This window comes from Pseudoflavonifractor phocaeensis, from assembly GCF_016901735.1.
Taxonomy (GTDB): domain Bacteria; phylum Bacillota; class Clostridia; order Oscillospirales; family Oscillospiraceae; genus Pseudoflavonifractor_A.
Genome location: NZ_JACLZC010000004.1, coordinates 60,874 through 77,980, shown reverse-complemented (window position 1 = coordinate 77,980; position 17,107 = coordinate 60,874). Strand labels below are relative to the sequence as shown.

Sequence of the window (17,107 nt, the reverse complement as noted above, 5' to 3'; positions counted from 1 at the left end):
TCCAAGCAACTTGCTGTCCACAACCGCCGCTCAAACAACTTTCCCATGAGGCCCCTGGGCTGGCTTTCTCCCTCTGAGTTCACTGTCCAATATGTTTGACAAACCTACATGCCTCAGCTGTGGTGATCCTCCTTGACGGTGCCCCGCTTGAAGGCCCGCAGCAGCGCCTTCAAATCGTCCACTTGGGCTTGCAGCTCGCTGCCGATGTCGGTCTCCGCGATCTTGACCCGCTTGTCCATCCGCTCAAAGACCACTTCGGTGGAGGCGATGTCCCGGTTTTTGCGCAGCGCCGCCTGCTTGCCGGCGAAGGGCTCATGGGAGACCAGCCGGTAGCAGTTGGAGTTATAAATCAGCGTATAGCCGGCGATCCCGGTGGTGGGCTGATAAGCCCGGCAGAAGCCGCCGTCAATGACGATCAGCTTGCCGCCTCCCTTGATGGGACTCTCCCCCTTCTTGGACTTGACGGGCACATGGCCGTTGATGATGTGGCAGCTGTGGCCGGACAGACCAAACTCCGCCAGAAGCATATCGCACACCATCGGGTCGTTGTAGTATGTATAATAGGCGTTTTTGGGCTCGCTCCAGGAGGATTCATCCCGGATCAGGCGCCGCTCGAAGGTGGTCATCCGATCCCGGCCAAAGGTGGGGGAGTTGCGCCCGCACCAGAGGAACCACAGAAAATCCTGACCGGCGGTGCGCTCCGGCGTGCCGGGCTTGGCGTAATAGCCCAGACGGGCCACCGCCTCGGCGTAATCCATCAGAGAACGGCCCGAAAGCTCCTGGCCGTTGAGGTGGAACTTCATCAGCTCCCCCTCCTCGGTCATGGGGATGCAGCCGTGGAACAGGACGTTGCCGTTGAAGATCTTATAAAGTCCCCCCTTGGAATAGAGGAAGCGGACGTGCTTTTGCAGCTTTTCACTGTGCTCAAAGGAGGCGGTGAGCTGGTTGATGACCTCATCCTCCTCCGGCGAGAGGCGGTAGGGGTCCGACCGGTCCACCGTGGGGAAATCGGTGTCCGAGAGGGCGTACTCCACCCCACGGATGACCACGCTCTTCTTCTCGTAGTCGATCTTATCCAGCAGCAGCCGGTCCTCCATCCCAAAGCCCGGGTTGCGCATGATCTTCTGGCCCTCCAGCTTGAGGAGGATGATGGTAATGGCCTTGTGCATCCGAGCCGCCAGCGCCTTGTCCTTTTCGGTATAGTTCTCCGCGTCGTCCCCGGCAAACTTAGCCTCAAAGCAGGAACAGTCACAATTACGGTAAATCTCATTGGCAAAGAGGGCCAGCGGGCGCAGAGAGATGCCGTAGCCGGTTTCAATCACTTCCAGGTTGTTGTAGTGGATGGAGTTGGAGAGCACCGTGGCCACCAGAGTGCGGCTGCCGGTGGCGGCGCCCATCCACAAAACGTCGTGGTTGCCCCACTGAATATCCACCGTGTGGTAATCCATCAGAGCGTCCAGGATGATGTCCGCCCGTGGGCCCCGGTCGAAAAGGTCGCCCACGATATGCAGCCGGTCCACCACCATCCGCTTGATGAGCTCGCATACCGCCACGATGAAATCGCGGCTCTGGTCAATGTCAATGATGGTGGAGATGATGTTCTCATAGTATTCCCGCTTGTTGTGGAATTCATAGTTGGTGTTGATGAGTTCGTCGATCACATAGGCGTATTCCTTGGGCAGGGCCTTGCGCACCTTGGAGCGGGTATACTTGGAGGTCACCAGACGGCAGATGTCGATGAGCCGGTGGAGGGTGATGCGGTACCACTCCTCCAGCTCCTCCCCGTCCATCTGGCGTGTAATCTCCTCCAGCTTTTCGTTGGGGTAGTAAATCAGAGTAGAAAGCTGGTCCCGGTCGGCCTTGGAGACACTGGTGGTAAAGAGCTCGTCCACCTTCTCCCGTACCGCGCCGGAACCGCTGTTCAGGATATGGAGAAAGGCCTCATATTCCCCGTGCACGTCGGAGATAAAGTGCTCGGTGCCCTTGGGCAGATTCAGAATGGTCTGGAGATTGATGATCTCGGTGCTGGCGGCCTGCACCGTGGGATATTGCCGGGAGAGCATCTGAAGATACCGCAGATCCGGCTCTGTTTGGATATGTTTGCTCTTCATGGGACAAGGGACCCTCCTTATCTCTCAGTTATTCTGTCCCTATTCTATCACGGCCGTCACCATTTGAATACTACCCTGAAAAATTTTTCTCCGCAAAAACAAAAAGTAAGGGCAGCCCGCAGCTGTGCTGCGGACCGCCCTCTAAAAAACAATGTCAAATTTTGGTAATGTCGATGGGACGCAGCGCCGAGCTCTTGCCCTGGGTGCGGACGGTCAGCATGGCTCTGGCGGTATCCACCGCGGTGAGACAGCCCACGCTGTGCTCCACCGCTGAGCGGCGGATGTGGAAGCCGTCGGTCTCATGCTTGCGGCCGCGGGTGGGGGTGTTGATGACCAGGTCCACCGAGCCGGAGGAGATCATATCCAGAATGTTGGGATGACCCTCGCTGACCCGGGCCACCCGACGGCATGGCACGCCGGTGGCCTCCAGCGCGTCGGCGGTGCCGGCGGTGGCCAGAATCTCAATTCCCATCTCGGCCAGCGCACGGGCAATGCCCACGATTTCGCCCTTGTCCTCGTCCTTCACGGTGATGATGACCCGGCCGTCCTTCTTGGGTACCTTCATATTGGCCCCCTTAAAGGCCTTCAGCAGCGCCTGGGGGAAGGACTCGGCAATGCCCAGCACCTCGCCGGTGGACTTCATCTCTGGGCCCAGGCCGGTGTCCACGTCGGTCAGCTTCTCAAAGGAGAATACCGGCATTTTCACCGCGTAATAACTGGCCTCGGGATAAATACCGGTGCCGTAGCCCAGATCCTTGAGCTTCTGACCCAGCATCACCTTGGTGGCCAGGTCGATGATGGGCACGCCGGTGACCTTGGAGATATAGGGAATGGTGCGGGAGGAGCGGGGGTTGACCTCGATGACGTACACGTCGTCATCATAGAGGATGAACTGAATGTTGATGAGGCCGATGACCCCCAGCGCCTTGGCCAGATCCCGGGTGTAGCGGAAAATGGTCTCCTTGTGCTTCTCGTCGATGTGGAGGGGCGGATAGACGCTGATGGAGTCGCCGGAGTGAATGCCAGCCCGCTCCACATGCTCCATGACGCCGGGGATCAGGATGTCCTCGCCGTCAAAGACGCCGTCCACCTCCACCTCGCGGCCCATCAGGTATTTGTCCACCAGGATGGGGTGCTTCTGCTCCACCTGGTTGATGATGCGCATAAATTCGGTGATGTTCCGGTCGTTGTAGGCAATCTCCATGCCCTGACCGCCCAGCACGTAGGAGGGCCGGACCAGCACCGGATAGCCCACCTCATTGGCGGCGGCAATGGCCTCCTCGGTGGTAAAGACCGTGCGGCCGGCGGCGCGGGGGATCTTGCACTGCTGGAGGATCTCGTCGAACCGCTCCCGGTCCTCGGCGGCGTCCACGCCGTCGGCGGGGGTGCCCAGAATGGGAACGCCCATGTCGGTCAGGGCCTGGGCCAGCTTGATGGCGGTCTGTCCGCCGAACTGCACCACCGCGCCCCAGGGCTTCTCCAGCTCCACCACGGCCTCCACGTCCTCCGGCGTCAGAGGCTCAAAGTAGAGCTTATCCGCCACGTCAAAGTCGGTGGACACGGTCTCGGGGTTATTGTTGATGATGATGGTCTCATAGCCCAGGCGCTTGAAGGCCCACACGGAATGGACCGAGCAGTAGTCAAACTCAATGCCCTGGCCGATGCGGATGGGGCCGGAGCCCAGCACCAGCACCTTCTTCTTCTCCTCCGTGGGACTCTTGCGGTGGGGCGCGGCGGTATTGGCGGCCAGATAGGGCGCCTCCGGGATGTGAGGCGCCAGCTCCCCCACCGCCGGCAGGTGGAGCTCGTCCACCGCCTCGTTTTCCTCGTCATAGGTGGAGTAATAGTAGGGCGTCTGAGCCTCAAATTCGGCGGCGCAGGTGTCCACCATCTTGAAGGCGGGGCGGATGCCCATGGACTCCCGCAGAGCCTTGATCTCGGTGCGCTCCTTGCCGGAGAGGGCGGCGATCCAGGCGTCGGAGAAGCCCATCTCCTTGGCCCGGCGCAGGGTGTCTGCGTCCAGACGGCCGTGGTCCAGGGCGTCCTCCATGTCCACGATGAGCTGGAGACGGTCCAGGAACCAGAGATCATACTTGGTGATCCGGTTGATCTTTTCGGGCGAAAATCCCCGGCGCAGGGCCTCGGCCACCACAAAGAGCCGCTGGTCGTCGATGTTCACCAGACGCTCCTCGATCTCCTCGGTGTAGAGCTCGTCCAGACCGGGGAGGCGCAGGGATTTGACCGGCAGCTCCAGGGAGCGGATGGCCTTCATCAGGGCCCCCTCGAAGGAGTTGCCGATGGCCATGACCTCGCCGGTGGCCTTCATCTGGGTGCCCAGGGTCCGGCTGGCGGTGGTGAACTTATCAAAGGGCAGACGGGGAATTTTCAGCACGCAGTAGTCCAGAGTGGGCTCAAAGCAGGCGGTGGTCTTGCCGGTCACCGCGTTGGGGATCTCGTCCAGGGTGTAGCCCAGGGCGATCTTGGCGGCCACCTTGGCGATGGGATAGCCGGTGGCCTTGGAGGCCAGGGCGGAGGAGCGGCTCACGCGGGGATTGACCTCGATGACCGCGTATTCAAAGGAATCGGGATTCAGGGCAAACTGACAGTTGCAGCCGCCCTCGATCTCCAGGGCGGAGATGATGTCCAGCGCGGCGGTGCGCAGCATCTGATACTCGGCGTTGGCCAGGGTCTGGGTGGGGGCCACCACGATGGAGTCGCCGGTATGGACACCCACCGGGTCCACGTTTTCCATGGAGCAGATCTGGATGACGTTGCCCGCCGAGTCCCGCATGACCTCGAACTCAATCTCCTTCCAGCCGGAGATGCACCGCTCGATGAGGACCTGACCCACCCGGGAGAGGTGGATGCCCCGGTCGGAGATCTCACGGAGGGAGGGCTCGTCATAGGCGATGCCGCCGCCGGTACCGCCCAGGGTGTAGGCCGGGCGGACGATCACCGGATAGCCGATGCGGTTGGCAAAGGCCACGGCGCCGTCCACGCTCTCCACCACCTCGGAGGTGACGCAGGGCTGGCCCAGGGCCTCCATGGTGTCCTTAAACCCCTGCCGGTCCTCGGCCTTGCGGATGGACTCGGGGGAGGTGCCCAGCAGGCGCACCCCGTACTTTTCCAAAATCCCCTGCTCGTGGAGGTTCATGGCCAGATTCAGGCCGGTCTGTCCGCCCAGCGTGGGCAGAATGGAGTCGGGGCGCTCCATCTCAATGACCTGCTCCACCGAGGCCAGATTCAGCGGCTCGATATAGACGTGGTCGGCGATGTCCTTGTCGGTCATGATGGTGGCCGGGTTGGAGTTGACCAGCACCACCTCCACGCCCTCTTCCTTCAGAGCCCGGCAGGCCTGGGTACCGGCGTAGTCAAATTCCGCCGCCTGACCGATGACGATGGGGCCGGAGCCCAGTACCAGGACTTTTTTAATAGATTGATCTCTGGGCATTACCGCTTGCCTCCTTTTTCGCCGCGCACGGCTTCCATATCCGCAATGAAGCGGTCAAAGAGATATTCCGTATCCTTGGGACCCGGGGACGCCTCGGGGTGGAACTGCACCGTAAAGCAGTGGGGCCGCTGGTAGCGCAGGCCCTCCACGCTGCCCTCGTTGACGTTCACATGGGAGATCTCCGCCACCGCCGGGTCCACGCTCTCCGCCGTAACCACATAGCCGTGGTTCTGGCTGGTGATGAAGGCCCGGCCGGCAGCCAGATCCTTCACCGGATGATTGCCGCCCCGGTGGCCAAAGCGCATTTTCCGGGTCTCCGCGCCGGTGGCCAGAGCCAGCAGCTGATGGCCCAGACACACCGCGAAGAGGGGAAGCTCGCTCTCATAGAGCTTTTTCACCTGGGCGATGATGCCCACGTTGTCCGCCGGGTCGCCGGGGCCGTTGGACAGCATCACGCCGTCAAAATGGCCGTCCAGAATGGTCTGGGCCGGGGTGAGGGCGGGATAGACCGTCACCTGGCAGCCCCGCTTCTGGAGGCAGCGGATCATGTTCTCCTTGACGCCGTAGTCCATCAGCGCCACCCGCAGCTTCTGCTCCTCCAGGGCGGGATAGACCTGGGGCGCTTTGCGGGTCACCCGCTCCACGGTACCCTCCACCCGGTAGGCGTGGATGCGCGGGAGGACCTCCTCCATAGAAAAATGCTCCGCGCAGGTGATCATGCCGTTCATGGTCCCCTGACTGCGGAGAATGCGGGTGAGGGCGCGGGTATCCACACCTTCGATCCCGGTAATATCATGTCGTCTCAAATACTCGTTGAGCCCGCCCTCACAGCGGAAATTACTCCCCCGCTCGGAAAGATGACGCACCACAAAGGCCTCCGCCCAGGGACGTCCGGACTCGTTGTCCTCACTGTTGACTCCGTAATTGCCAATGAGCGGATAGGACATCACAATGCCCTGTCCGGCGTAGGAGGGGTCGGTCAAAATCTCCTGATACCCCGTCATGGAGGTGTTGAACACCATTTCACAGATCCGATCGGCCGTGGAACCGATGCTACGTCCCACGAATACAGCGCCGTTTTCCAGGATCAGTGTCGCCTTTCCCATGGTATCCCGCCTTTCACGTTGAGAATCTTAAACGTTCTTAGTTTATCCCAAAACCCTCTCCCTGACAATAACCTTCCCCAAATTTTCCCCTTCTTTTTCTAAAAGCCGTGATTTTGCATAAATTTTATCCATGCTTTCCCCATCCGCCCGGTCAGTTTATGCCTATGTATACTTTTTTCCCCGGAGGACCACACTAAAACAAAACGCCGCCCGGAGGTCCTCCCTATGGTCATTACCTTTCTGCGCACCGTCATCCTCTATCTGCTCATCGTCGTCGGCGTCCGGCTGCTGGGCAAACGGCAGATCGGCGAGCTGGAGCCCTCCGAACTGGTGCTGGCCCTGCTCATCGCCGACCTGGCCGCCGTCCCCATGCAGGATCTGGGCATCCCGCTCCTGGCCGGCATCGTGCCCATCCTTACCCTGCTGTGCCTCACCACCATCTTTTCCATCCTGAATCTCCGCAGCACCGCCTTCCGCGCCCTGCTGTGCGGCAAGCCCAGCATCCTCGTCCAAAACGGCCGCATCGACCAGCACGAGCTGCGCCGCAACCGCCTGACCCTGGATGAACTCACCGAGGAGCTCCGCCTCCAGGGGGTCACCGACCTGGAGAGCGTCAAATACGCCGTGCTGGAGACCAACGGACAGCTGAGCGTCCTCCTCTATGCCGCCCAGCAGCCCGTCACCCCCCGGCAGCTGGGCCGAAAAACAGAAGAGCCGGGATTGCCCCTTCCCATCATACGGGACGGGGCGGTGGTGGAGTCCAATCTCCAGGCCAGGGGGCTGAGCCGTCAGTGGCTCCGCCAGGCCCTGGCCGAGCGGTCCCTAGCCGGTCCGGAGGAGGTGTTCCTCCTGACGGTGGATGAGCTGGGCCGGGTCTATTGCGCCAGAAAGGAGGAGACACACCCATGATGAAACGGCTTTGGCTGGCTGCCGCCCTGCTGGCCGCGGCGCTGGCGGTGACCATCTGGAACGCCCGGCATCTGGACGGTCTGACCGGCGCTCTCATCGGACAGCTGGAGGAAGCCCGGCAGCTGGTCTCGGAAGAGCGCTGGCAGGAGGCCGAACAGCTGGTGAAAACAGCCAGGGACCGCTGGCGCTCCCATGACACCTACCTCCACGTCACCCTCCGCCACGGCGACACCGACGAGATCCAGCTGGGCTTTGAAGAGACCTTACGGCTCCTCCAGACCCGGGAGGTGGGAGAATATGCCGCCGCGTCCGCCCAGCTCATGGGCCGGTTGTCTCTCCTCTCCGAGGCGGAACAGCTGACGTTGGAAAATCTGTTTTGACCCATCCGTAGGGGGCGAACACTGGCCACCCCACCCACGCACGGTTTTTCTCGCCTGCGGGCGCCATATATGGCGCCCCTACAAGAGGGAGAACAACATCCGATGGACCGCCGCGGGCGGCGGTCCCCACAGGCGGAATATAAAAAAACTGTCCCCGCTCCTACGAGCAGAGACAGTTTTTCCTTTACTCGCCCAACCGATTGAGTACCTTCCAGCGCTTGCCCAGCCACAGGGCCAGCAGCGCGCACACTGTGCCCATGACCGCCCCCGCCAGTACGTCGGTGGGATAGTGGACCCCCACATACAGCCGGGAAAAGGCCATCAAAAAGGCGCTCGCCAGCGCCAATATCCTGGCCCACCGGGCCGGCAGGGTGCGGAACCACACCACCCCCGCCGCAAAGGCCGCCGTGGTGTGTCCCGACGGGAAGGAGTTTGGGTCCGTGATGTGCACCAGATGCTCCAATCCCTCCACCATCTCATAGGGCCGGATGCGCTGCACCAGATTTTTGAGCACCAGATTGGTGCCCACCAGTCCAAACAGCATGGCGCACAGAGCCAGCGCTCCGCTTTTGCGGGTGCGCTTGAAGAAAAGCAGCGCCACCGACAGCACGATCCACCCGATTCCCGCGTTGCCCAACTGGGTGTAGGCCGTCAAGAGTCCGTCCAGCACCGGATTGCGCACCGACTGGAGCCAGAGCAGAATCCCGCCGTCCAAAGCCTGTATATTCATGAACATTCCCGCGTTCCTCCTTATAATCCGGAATAAAAAAGATCCGCTGACACGCTGTCCATATGGTACAAAGCGTGCAGCGGACCTCTCTTTTTGGTCTTATTCCCCGTCGCCCCACTGACAGTCGGTGATCACACCGTTTACCAGTTCAAAATGAACGGTCTTGACCGTATGGGTCTTGCCGATGCGCACCTCCTGGGTGCCCACCTCATTGGTCACGGCGTTGACCACGTTGCTCTCAATGGTAAAGGTCAGATCCAGCAGGCCCGGCTCGGTGGGCAGGGTGATCTGGCCGTTGGCGGTGTTGAGACTCACTACCTCCTCGTGGGGCTCCGCGGTGACGCCGGTCACATAGGCATCCAGCATATCGCCAGAGGCCATCAGCTGATCGCCGCCCTCCTGCTCCACATAGGACTTCAGGTTCTCATAAACCTCCGGCTTGACGCCGTCCACTTCCACAATATAGGTGAGCTTGGTGCTGCCGCTCTCGCCGCCGGGCAGTCCCTCGCCGCCGCCCAGCAGCTTCACGGCCACCACGACCGCCACCACCAGCACCAGCAGCACCACCAGCAAGTCGATAATGTTGATCTTCCCAAACAGTCTTCCCTTTTCGTCCAACATCTTTTCAAGCCTCCGAGGTTGTAAATTCACTTAAGTATGATACAATATTGTCTGACCTTTGGCCCGGTGGATGCTCCGGCGCCGCAGGTTAGTCTGTATTGTATCATACTTCCACAGGCCGAACAAGTCTTTTTTCTCCCGGAGGTTGTTATATGAAAGTCATCCATCTCATCAGCGGCGGCGACAGCGGCGGCGCGAAAACCCACGTCCATACCCTGCTGCAAAACCTCACCAAGGCCATCGATGTGACTATGGTCTGCTTTATGGAGGGCCCCTTTGCTCAGGAGGCCAGAGAGCTGGGCATCCCCACCGTCGTGCTGGAGGGAAAAAATCTGCTGCGCACCTACCGCACCCTCAAGGATATGATCGTAAAAGAGGGCTATGAGATCATCCACTGCCACGGCGCTCGGGGCAATATGATGGGCGCGCTCCTGAAGCGCGCCACCGGCCTGCCCGTGGTCACCACCGTCCACTCCGACTACCGCCTGGACTATCTGGGACGGCCCCTGGCCCGGCTCTTCTACGGCACCACCAACACCATCGCCCTCCGCCTCCTGGATTACCGCATCGGCGTGTCCGACGCCATGACCGATCTGCTCATCTCCCGGAAATTTGACCCCGACCGTCTCTTTACCATTTATAACGGCATCGACTTTACGCCCCGGGTCCCCGCCGTCTCCCGGGAAAACTATCTGCGCAGCCAGGGCATCCGTCCCGAGGACGATCCCATCGTGGTGGGCATCGCCGCCCGCCTCAACCCCGTCAAAGACGTGGCCACCCTCATCCGGGGCTTTGCCGGGGCTTACCGCAGCTGTCCCAGGCTCCGCCTTCTCATCGCCGGCGACGGCGAGGAGCGGCAAATGCTGGAACATCTGGCCCAGGAGCTGGGCGTGTCCGACGTGGTCCGCTTTGCCGGCTGGATCTCCGACACCGACAGCTTTTATCACGCCCTGGACATCAATACCCTCACCTCCCTCTCCGAGACCTTCCCCTACGCCCTCACCGAGGGCGCCCGGGCTGGACTGCCCACCGTGGCCAGCCGGGTGGGCGGAGTGCCCTACCTCATCGAAAACGGCGTCACCGGCCTCCTCTTCGAGGCGGGCGACGCCGACGGCCTGGCCAAGCAGCTCACCGTCCTGGCCAAGGACCCCACCCTCCGCGCTCACCTGGGCCAGCGGCTCCTCCACAAGGGCCAGACGGAGTTTTCCATCGAGTCCACCTTCCGCCGCCAGCTCCAGATCTATGAGACCATCCTGCGCCGCAAGGCCAGAGGCAGCGCCAAGCGGGACGGCGTGCTGGTCTGCGGCGCTTATGGCCGGGGCAACGCCGGCGACGACGCCATCCTGGAGGCCATTGTGGCCGAGCTCCGGGCCCTGGACCCCGACCTGCCCCTGTGGGTCCTCTCCCGCAATCCCTCCAGCACCCGCATGACCTACCGGGTCAACTCCATTTACACCTTTAACTTCCTCCGCTTCCTCCGCCGCATGACCAAGACCCGCCTCTACATCAACGGCGGCGGTTCCCTCATGCAGGATGTCACCAGCCATCGCTCCCTGTGGTTCTACCTCTTCACCATCTCGGCGGGCAAGATTTTGGGCAATAAGGTCTTGATGTACGGCTGCGGCATCGGTCCCATCCACTCGCCGGGCAACCGCCGCCGGGCGGCCTCCGTCCTCCAAAAGCGGGTGGACGCCATTACTCTCCGGGACACCCACTCCCGGGAGGAGCTGCGGAACATGGGCGTGGACCGGCCCCGCATCCTCCTCTCCGCCGACCCCACCGTCATTCTTCCCGCCGCCCCCAAGCAGGTGGTGGACGGCATCCTGGAGCGGGAGGGGCTGGATCCCAACGGCCGCTACATCGGCTTTACCCTGCGGCCCTGGCCTGGCTATCAGCGCAAGGTGGAAATCTTCGCCGCCGCCGCCGACTACGCCTACCGTACCCACGGCCTGACCCCCGTCTTTCTCCCCATCGAACGCCGCCTGGATCTGGGCGCCATCGCTCAGGTCACCGACCTGATGCACGTCCCCTTCCATGTGGTGGAAAATACCGGCGCCTCGGCCCATACCATCGGCCTCTTCTCCCGGATGAAGGTGGTGGTCTCCATGCGCCTCCACGCCCTGGTTTTCTCCGCCAGCCAGGGCGTGCCTCTGGTGGGTGTGGTGTATGACCAGAAAATCAGTTCCTTCCTGTCCTACATCGGGCAGGACCTGTATACCGATCTGGACGCCCTGACGCTGGAACGGCTCCAGGCCCAGATCAACGCCGCCTGTCAGCGCATCGACGACAAGGCATTCCTTACCCAGGGGGTGGACCGCCTGCGCACGGTGGAAGAGCGCAACTCGCAGACCGCCGCCTGGCTCCTGGGCCTGGCCGACGCCCCCAAGGAGGAGTGAGGCCCTCCCTTGAGACAGATCATCTGTATTTCCGACGCCCCCTGGAGCGCCGTTCCCGGCCGGACCCAGCAGCTCATGAGCCGTCTGGAAAACGCGCAAGTCCTCTTCTTTGAGCCCAGCGACGGACCATGGCTGGGCAAGCGCATCGGCCGCAAGGTCCGGCCCGGCCTGGTGGTCTATACCCTGCCGCCGGTGCTGGACGAAGAGGCCCGCCACACCTTTCTCTTCCGCCAGGAACAGCGCAAGCTGGCCCGCTTCATCGAGAGCGCCATGCAGCGCCACCGCTTCCGGGAAGCGGTGCTCTGGTGCGCCACCCCCAGGGCGGTCCACCTTTTGGATTACCTGCCCTGCCGGGGCGTGGTCTATGACTGCGCCCAAGATTGGTCCCACCTGCCCATCCAGTGGGAAAGTGAAATGGCGCTGGCCGCCGATGTGGTGTTTTCCGCCTCCGACGGGCTTACCCATCATCTGTCCCCCTGCACCGAAAACGCCGCGCTCCTCCCCAACGGCGCCAATTTCCCCCTCTTCAGCCGGAAGGGACGGACCGTGCCGCCGGCGCTGCGGGACCTGCGCGGTCCCGTTCTGGGCTATGAGGGCACCCTGTGGCCCGACCTGGATCTCTCTCCCCTGCTGTATACCGCCCGGGCCCTGCCATACTGCACGGTGGTGCTGGTGGGACGGGTGCTCCGCAATCCCCAGCTCCACCGGCTGGAACGGCTGCCCAACGTGCTTTTGACCGGTCCGCAGACGCCCATAGATCTGCCCGCCTATGTGGAGCGGTTCGACGTGTGTCTCAACCTGCTGCGGGAGGACGAGGTGTACGACGTGCTGCCCCAGCGGATCTTTGAATACTTTTCCACCGGCAAGCCCATTGTCTCCATGCTCCGCCCCGGACAGGTGGAGCCCTATCCGGATGTGATCTATGCCGCCCACACCCCGGCGGAGTTTGCCCGGCTGTGCGCCGACGCCCTGGGGGAGGCCGGCTCCTGGGCCAGAGAGCGCCGCCGTGCCTACGGCGCCCGCTCCTCCTGGTCCGCCCGGGCAAAGCAGGTGGAGTCCATTCTGGAATCCATCGGCCTTTTTTCCACCGGAATGGTGTAATTTTCAGTGCTCTTTTCCCCGCCTCCGCCGTAGATATAGGGCAGGAGGTGATGTCCCATGTATGCCTGGCTCCCGGTTCTGCTGGCCTTGGCCGTGGTCTTTGTCAACGGCTGGACCGACGCCCCCAATGCCATCGCCGCCGCGGTGGCCTCCAACGCCCTCTCCTTCCGGCGGGCCGCCCTCCTGGCGGCGGTGTGCGACGGTCTGGGCGCGGCGGCGGCCATGACCTTCTGGCCGGTGGTGGCCGACCGGATGTGGGCGCTGGCCGGTCTGGCGAACAGCCCGCAGCCCATGGCCAGCTTATGCGCCGCCTTCGGCGCGGTGGTCCTCTGGGCCGCCGCCGCCTGGCGCTTCGGCATTCCCACCAGCGAGAGCCACGCCCTGCTGGCCGGTCTGGCCGGCGCCGCCCTGGCCCGCCCCGACGGTCTCCGCTCCCTGGAGCCCTCCGCCTGGGCGGCGGCGGGATGGGGCATGGTCCTCTCCCTGCTGCTGGGCGCCGGATTGGGCGCGCTGTCCCTTTCCCTCCTCAACGCCGCCGGCCTGCCCGCGCCTCTTCTCCGGCGGGGACAGGTGGCCCTCACCGCCCTCGCCGCCTTCCTCCACGGCGCGCAGGACGGACAAAAATGCGCCGGTCTGCTGCTCTTCACCCTCCCCGCCGGCGGACCTCTCTCCCCGCGGCAGGCGGCGGTTCTCTGCGCCGCCGTGATGGCCCTGGGCGCGCTGCTGGGAGGCCGTCCCATCGTGGAAAAGGTGGGACGCCGTCTGGTGGCTTTGCGCCCCGCTTCCGCACTGGCCTCTGATGTGGGCGGCTGCGCCGCTTTGCTGGTGTGCACCCTGGCCGGTCTGCCAGTGAGCACCACCCACGCCAAAACCGCCGCCGTGGCCGGGGCCGGCTGGTCCGACGGAAAGCCGGTGGACCGGACGGTCTGGCGGGAGCTGGCCCTCACCTGGCTGTTTACCTTTCCGGGCTGCGCCCTCCTGGCCTTTCTGCTGGCCCGTATTCCCCGCTTGCTTTCCATTTAATCAGATAAAGGATGTGTCACCATGTACCCTTATGACGCCGCCGTTTTTGACCTGGACGGCACCCTGCTCAACACGCTGGACGATCTGGCCGACAGCACCAACTATGCCCTGACCTGCTGCGGCTTCCCCCGGCGCTCCCTGTCGGAGGTCCGCCGCTTCGTGGGCAACGGCGTGGCGAACCTCATCGCCCGGGCAGTCCCAGACGGCACCGGCGCCGAGAACACCAAACAGTGCCTGGAGGTGTTCCGCGCCCACTATCTGACCAATATGCGCAACAAAACCGCCCCTTACCCCGGTATTCTCCAACTGCTGGACGCTCTGAACCGGGCGGGCATCCGGGTGGCGGTGGTGTCCAACAAGTTTGACGCCGCCGTCAAGGGGTTGTGCCACGACTACTTCGGCCAGCGGGTGGCGGTGGCCATCGGCGAATCGGCTTCCGTGCGCAAAAAACCCGCCCCCGACAGCGCCCTGGCCGCTCTGGACGCTTTGGGCGTGGCGGCAGACCGGGCGGTGTACATCGGCGACTCCGATGTGGACATCGAGACCGCCCGGGCCGCCGGGATGGACTGCCTGTCCGTTACCTGGGGCTTCCGGGACGCAGACTTCCTCCTGGACCACGGCGCCCGCCAGCTGGTCCCCTCCGTTTCTGAGTTGGCGAAATGTCTGGGTATCCATTGCTAACGTCTCTTTTCTTCTCTTTCCGCTTCCCGATTTTCCAAATCCTGCCCAAACTTTCTTGACTTTTCCCCACTTAAGCATATAATTAAATCATATCATATTCTATTAAGGAGGCAGGAATCTTGGCAACGAAGGCATCCGCGGCCTCAAAGGCTGCCGCTAAAACTTCCACGCGCATGTCTAAAAAAGGCCCCCTGACCCCGGAGCTGCTGCGCAAAATCGACGCCTACTGGCGCGCCGCCAACTATCTCTCCGCCGGTCAGCTTTATCTGCTGGACAACCCCCTCCTCCGCAAGCCCCTGGCCCCCGAACACCTGAAAAAAATCGTGGTGGGCCATTGGGGGACCGTTCCAGGCCAAAATTTTATCTATACCCATCTCAACCGGATTATTACAAAATACGATCTGAATATGATCTATGTCTGCGGCCCCGGCCACGGCGGCAATTCCATCGTGGCCCAGACCTACCTGGAGGGCACTTACAGCGAGATCTATCCCAACGTCAGCCAGGATGCCGAGGGGATGAAACGGCTGTTTAAGCAGTTCTCCTTCCCCGGCGGCATTCCCAGCCACGCCGGCCCCGAAACCCCCGGCTCCATCAACGAGGGGGGCGAGCTGGGCTACTCCCTGGCCCACGCCTTCGGCGCGGTGCTGGATAATCCCGGCCTGGTGGCCGCCTGCGTGGTGGGGGACGGCGAGGCGGAGACCGGCCCCCTGGCCACCGCCTGGCATTCCAACAAGTTCCTCAACCCCATCACCGACGGCGCCGTTCTCCCCATCCTCCACCTCAACGGCTACAAAATCGCCAACCCCACCATCTTCGCCCGCATCAGCCATGACGAGCTGGAGGACTTTTTCAAGGGCTGCGGCTGGACCCCCCGCTTTGTGGAGGGGGACGAGCCGGTGCGGATGCATCAGCAGATGGCCGCCGCCCTGGACTGGGCGGTGCGGGAGATCGAACGCATCCAGCAGAACGCCCGCACCAACGGCGACACCACCCGGCCCCGGTGGCCCATGATCGTTTTCCGTTCCCCCAAGGGCTGGACCGGCCCCAAGGAGGTGGACGGCCTGCGGGTGGAGGGCACCGCCCGCGCCCATCAGATCCCGGTGAGCGTGGACCCGGAACACCCGGAGCATCTGAAAATTCTGGAAAACTGGCTGCGCAGCTACCGGCCTGAGGAGCTCTTTGACCGCAACGGCGCTTTGATCCCCGAATTGCAGGAGCTGGCCCCCAAGGGGACCCGCCGTATGGGCGCCAACCCCCACGCCAACGGCGGCTTGCTGCTCCGCGACCTGCGCATTCCCGACTTCCGGGACTACGCCATCTCCGTCCCCGCTCCCGGCGAGGTGGAGGGCCAGGATATGGTGGAGCTGGGCAAGTTCATCCGCGACCTGCTCAAGCTCAACCTGGAGGCCCGAAACTTCCGCCTTTTCGGCCCCGACGAGACCATGTCCAACCGGCTGGAAGCCGCTTTTCAGGCCTCCGACCGGTGCTGGAACGCCGACCAGGACAGCCGGGACGACCATCTGGCTCCCGACGGCCGGATCATGGACGCCATGCTCTCCGAGCATATGTGCCAGGGCTGGCTGGAGGGCTATCTGCTCACCGGACGCCACGGTATTTTCAACAGCTACGAGGCCTTCATCCGCATCGTGGACTCCATGTTCTCCCAGCACGCCAAATGGCTCAAGGTGTGCAATCAGCTGCCCTGGCGGCAGGATATTTCCTCTCTAAACTATATCCTCTCCTCCAACGTCTGGCAGCAGGACCACAACGGCTTTGCCCATCAGGACCCGGGCTTTTTGGACCATGTGGCCAACAAAAAGGCCGACGTGGTCCGCCTCTACCTCCCCCCGGACGGCAACTGCCTCCTCTCCTGCTTCGACCACTGCATCCGCAGCCGGAACTATGTCAACGTGCTCATCACCTCCAAGCACCGCCGTCCCCAGTGGCTGACCATGGAAGAGGCCATCCGCCACTGCACCCACGGCATCGGTATCTGGGGCTGGGCCTCCAACGACCAGGGCTGTGAGCCAGACGTCATCATGGCCTGCTGCGGCGAGACGCCCACCCTGGAGGTGCTGGCCGCCGTCACCATCCTCCACAAATATCTCCCGGAACTCAAGATCCGGGTCATCAACGTGGTGGACCTGATGAAGCTCCAGCCCCACACCGAGCACCCCCACGGTCTCACCTCCGAGGACTACGACTCCCTCTTTACCGTCGACAAGCCCATTATCTTCGCCTTCCACGGCTATCCCACCCTCATCCACGAGCTCACCTACCGCCGCCACAACAAAAACCTCCACGTCCGCGGCTACAAGGAGGAGGGCACCATCACCACCCCCTTTGATATGCGTGTCCAGAACAACATTGACCGCTTCAGCCTGGTCATCGACGCCATCAAGCGTCTGCCCCAGCTGGGCAATCGGGGCTCCTTCCTCATCCAGCTCATGAAAGACAAGCTCATCGAGCACAAGCAGTATATCTTCGCCAACGGCGTGGATCTGCCCGAGGTGCGGGCCTGGAAGTGGAACGACGGCAAGGGAATCTATTGAATCAATGAAACATCGCCGTTCAGACGGCAAGAAGGCCCCGGAC

At 62.7% G+C, this 17,107-nt stretch carries 12 protein-coding genes; 7 read left to right on the top strand and 5 right to left on the bottom strand.

Translation table 11 applies throughout. The features are described from left to right. Positions 1-113: 113 nt before the first annotated feature. From H7U37_RS02085 to H7U37_RS02075, 3 genes are all read right to left on the bottom strand, one after another. Positions 114-2,111, bottom strand: a complete 1,998-nt coding sequence (locus H7U37_RS02085) for a fructose-1,6-bisphosphatase (RefSeq protein WP_204873200.1) — start codon at positions 2,109-2,111, stop codon at positions 114-116. 154 nt (positions 2,112-2,265) lie between these two features. Continuing rightward, complete coding sequence (carB, locus tag H7U37_RS02080; protein ID WP_204873199.1) at positions 2,266-5,562, bottom strand: carbamoyl-phosphate synthase large subunit; 3,297 nt, start codon at positions 5,560-5,562, stop codon at positions 2,266-2,268. After that, positions 5,562-6,668 carry a carbamoyl phosphate synthase small subunit gene (locus H7U37_RS02075; protein WP_204873197.1) on the bottom strand — a complete coding sequence of 369 codons (1,107 nt, stop codon included), beginning with the start codon at positions 6,666-6,668 and terminating at the stop codon, positions 5,562-5,564. The genes carB and H7U37_RS02075 overlap by 1 nt, the downstream gene beginning before the upstream one ends. Positions 6,669-6,893: 225 nt before the next feature. Here H7U37_RS02075 and H7U37_RS02070 point away from each other — a divergent pair, with 225 nt between their 5' ends. Next, complete coding sequence (locus tag H7U37_RS02070) at positions 6,894-7,577, top strand: DUF421 domain-containing protein (RefSeq protein ID WP_204873196.1); 684 nt, start codon at positions 6,894-6,896, stop codon at positions 7,575-7,577. After that, positions 7,574-7,957, top strand: coding sequence for a DUF4363 family protein (locus tag H7U37_RS02065; RefSeq protein WP_243414200.1), 384 nt, complete (start codon positions 7,574-7,576; stop codon positions 7,955-7,957). Before H7U37_RS02070 ends, H7U37_RS02065 begins: the two co-directional genes overlap by 4 nt. Positions 7,958-8,141: 184 nt before the next feature. Here the strand turns inward: H7U37_RS02065 and H7U37_RS02060 are convergent, their stop codons facing one another. Together H7U37_RS02060 and H7U37_RS02055 are read right to left on the bottom strand one after the other, a co-directional pair. Next, positions 8,142-8,693 carry a phosphatase PAP2 family protein gene (locus tag H7U37_RS02060; RefSeq protein WP_204873195.1) on the bottom strand — a complete coding sequence of 184 codons (552 nt, stop codon included), beginning with the start codon at positions 8,691-8,693 and terminating at the stop codon, positions 8,142-8,144. Positions 8,694-8,786: 93 nt separating this feature from the next. Beyond that, the gene (locus H7U37_RS02055; RefSeq protein WP_204873194.1) at positions 8,787-9,308 is read right to left on the bottom strand and encodes a DUF4330 domain-containing protein; all 522 of its coding nucleotides are present in this window, start codon (positions 9,306-9,308) and stop codon (positions 8,787-8,789) included. 152 nt (positions 9,309-9,460) lie between these two features. On the opposite strand from H7U37_RS02055, the gene csaB reads away from it, so the two are divergent. From csaB to H7U37_RS02030, 5 genes are all read left to right on the top strand, one after another. Then, entirely contained in the window at positions 9,461-11,704 is a 2,244-nt protein-coding gene (gene csaB / locus H7U37_RS02050) for a polysaccharide pyruvyl transferase CsaB (RefSeq protein ID WP_204873193.1), read from the top strand. A gap of 9 nt (positions 11,705-11,713) precedes the next feature. Further along, positions 11,714-12,805, top strand: coding sequence for a glycosyltransferase family protein (locus H7U37_RS02045; RefSeq protein ID WP_243413487.1), 1,092 nt, complete (start codon positions 11,714-11,716; stop codon positions 12,803-12,805). Between the two features lie 57 nt (positions 12,806-12,862). Beyond that, positions 12,863-13,828, top strand: a complete 966-nt coding sequence (locus H7U37_RS02040; RefSeq protein WP_204873192.1) for an inorganic phosphate transporter — start codon at positions 12,863-12,865, stop codon at positions 13,826-13,828. Positions 13,829-13,849: 21 nt separating this feature from the next. Further along, on the top strand, positions 13,850-14,509 hold the full coding sequence (locus H7U37_RS02035; protein WP_204873191.1) for an HAD family hydrolase: 660 nt from the start codon (positions 13,850-13,852) through the stop codon (positions 14,507-14,509). Positions 14,510-14,682: 173 nt separating this feature from the next. Next, positions 14,683-17,064, top strand: a complete 2,382-nt coding sequence (locus H7U37_RS02030) for a phosphoketolase family protein (RefSeq protein ID WP_204873189.1) — start codon at positions 14,683-14,685, stop codon at positions 17,062-17,064. The last annotated feature ends 43 nt before the right edge of the window (positions 17,065-17,107 follow it).

Bases quoted from the DNA above. Each gene is read 5' to 3' on its own strand.
- H7U37_RS02085 (WP_204873200.1), bottom strand. From the start codon at position 2,111: ATGAAGAGCAAACATATCCAAACAGAGCCGGATCTGCGGTATCTTCAG.
- carB (WP_204873199.1), bottom strand. From the start codon at position 5,562: ATGCCCAGAGATCAATCTATTAAAAAAGTCCTGGTACTGGGCTCCGGC.
- H7U37_RS02075 (WP_204873197.1), bottom strand. From the start codon at position 6,668: ATGGGAAAGGCGACACTGATCCTGGAAAACGGCGCTGTATTCGTGGGA.
- H7U37_RS02070 (WP_204873196.1), top strand. From the start codon at position 6,894: ATGGTCATTACCTTTCTGCGCACCGTCATCCTCTATCTGCTCATCGTC.
- H7U37_RS02065 (WP_243414200.1), top strand. From the start codon at position 7,574: ATGATGAAACGGCTTTGGCTGGCTGCCGCCCTGCTGGCCGCGGCGCTG.
- H7U37_RS02060 (WP_204873195.1), bottom strand. From the start codon at position 8,693: ATGTTCATGAATATACAGGCTTTGGACGGCGGGATTCTGCTCTGGCTC.
- H7U37_RS02055 (WP_204873194.1), bottom strand. From the start codon at position 9,308: ATGTTGGACGAAAAGGGAAGACTGTTTGGGAAGATCAACATTATCGAC.
- csaB (WP_204873193.1), top strand. From the start codon at position 9,461: ATGAAAGTCATCCATCTCATCAGCGGCGGCGACAGCGGCGGCGCGAAA.
- H7U37_RS02040 (WP_204873192.1), top strand. From the start codon at position 12,863: ATGTATGCCTGGCTCCCGGTTCTGCTGGCCTTGGCCGTGGTCTTTGTC.
- H7U37_RS02035 (WP_204873191.1), top strand. From the start codon at position 13,850: ATGTACCCTTATGACGCCGCCGTTTTTGACCTGGACGGCACCCTGCTC.
- H7U37_RS02030 (WP_204873189.1), top strand. From the start codon at position 14,683: ATGTCTAAAAAAGGCCCCCTGACCCCGGAGCTGCTGCGCAAAATCGAC.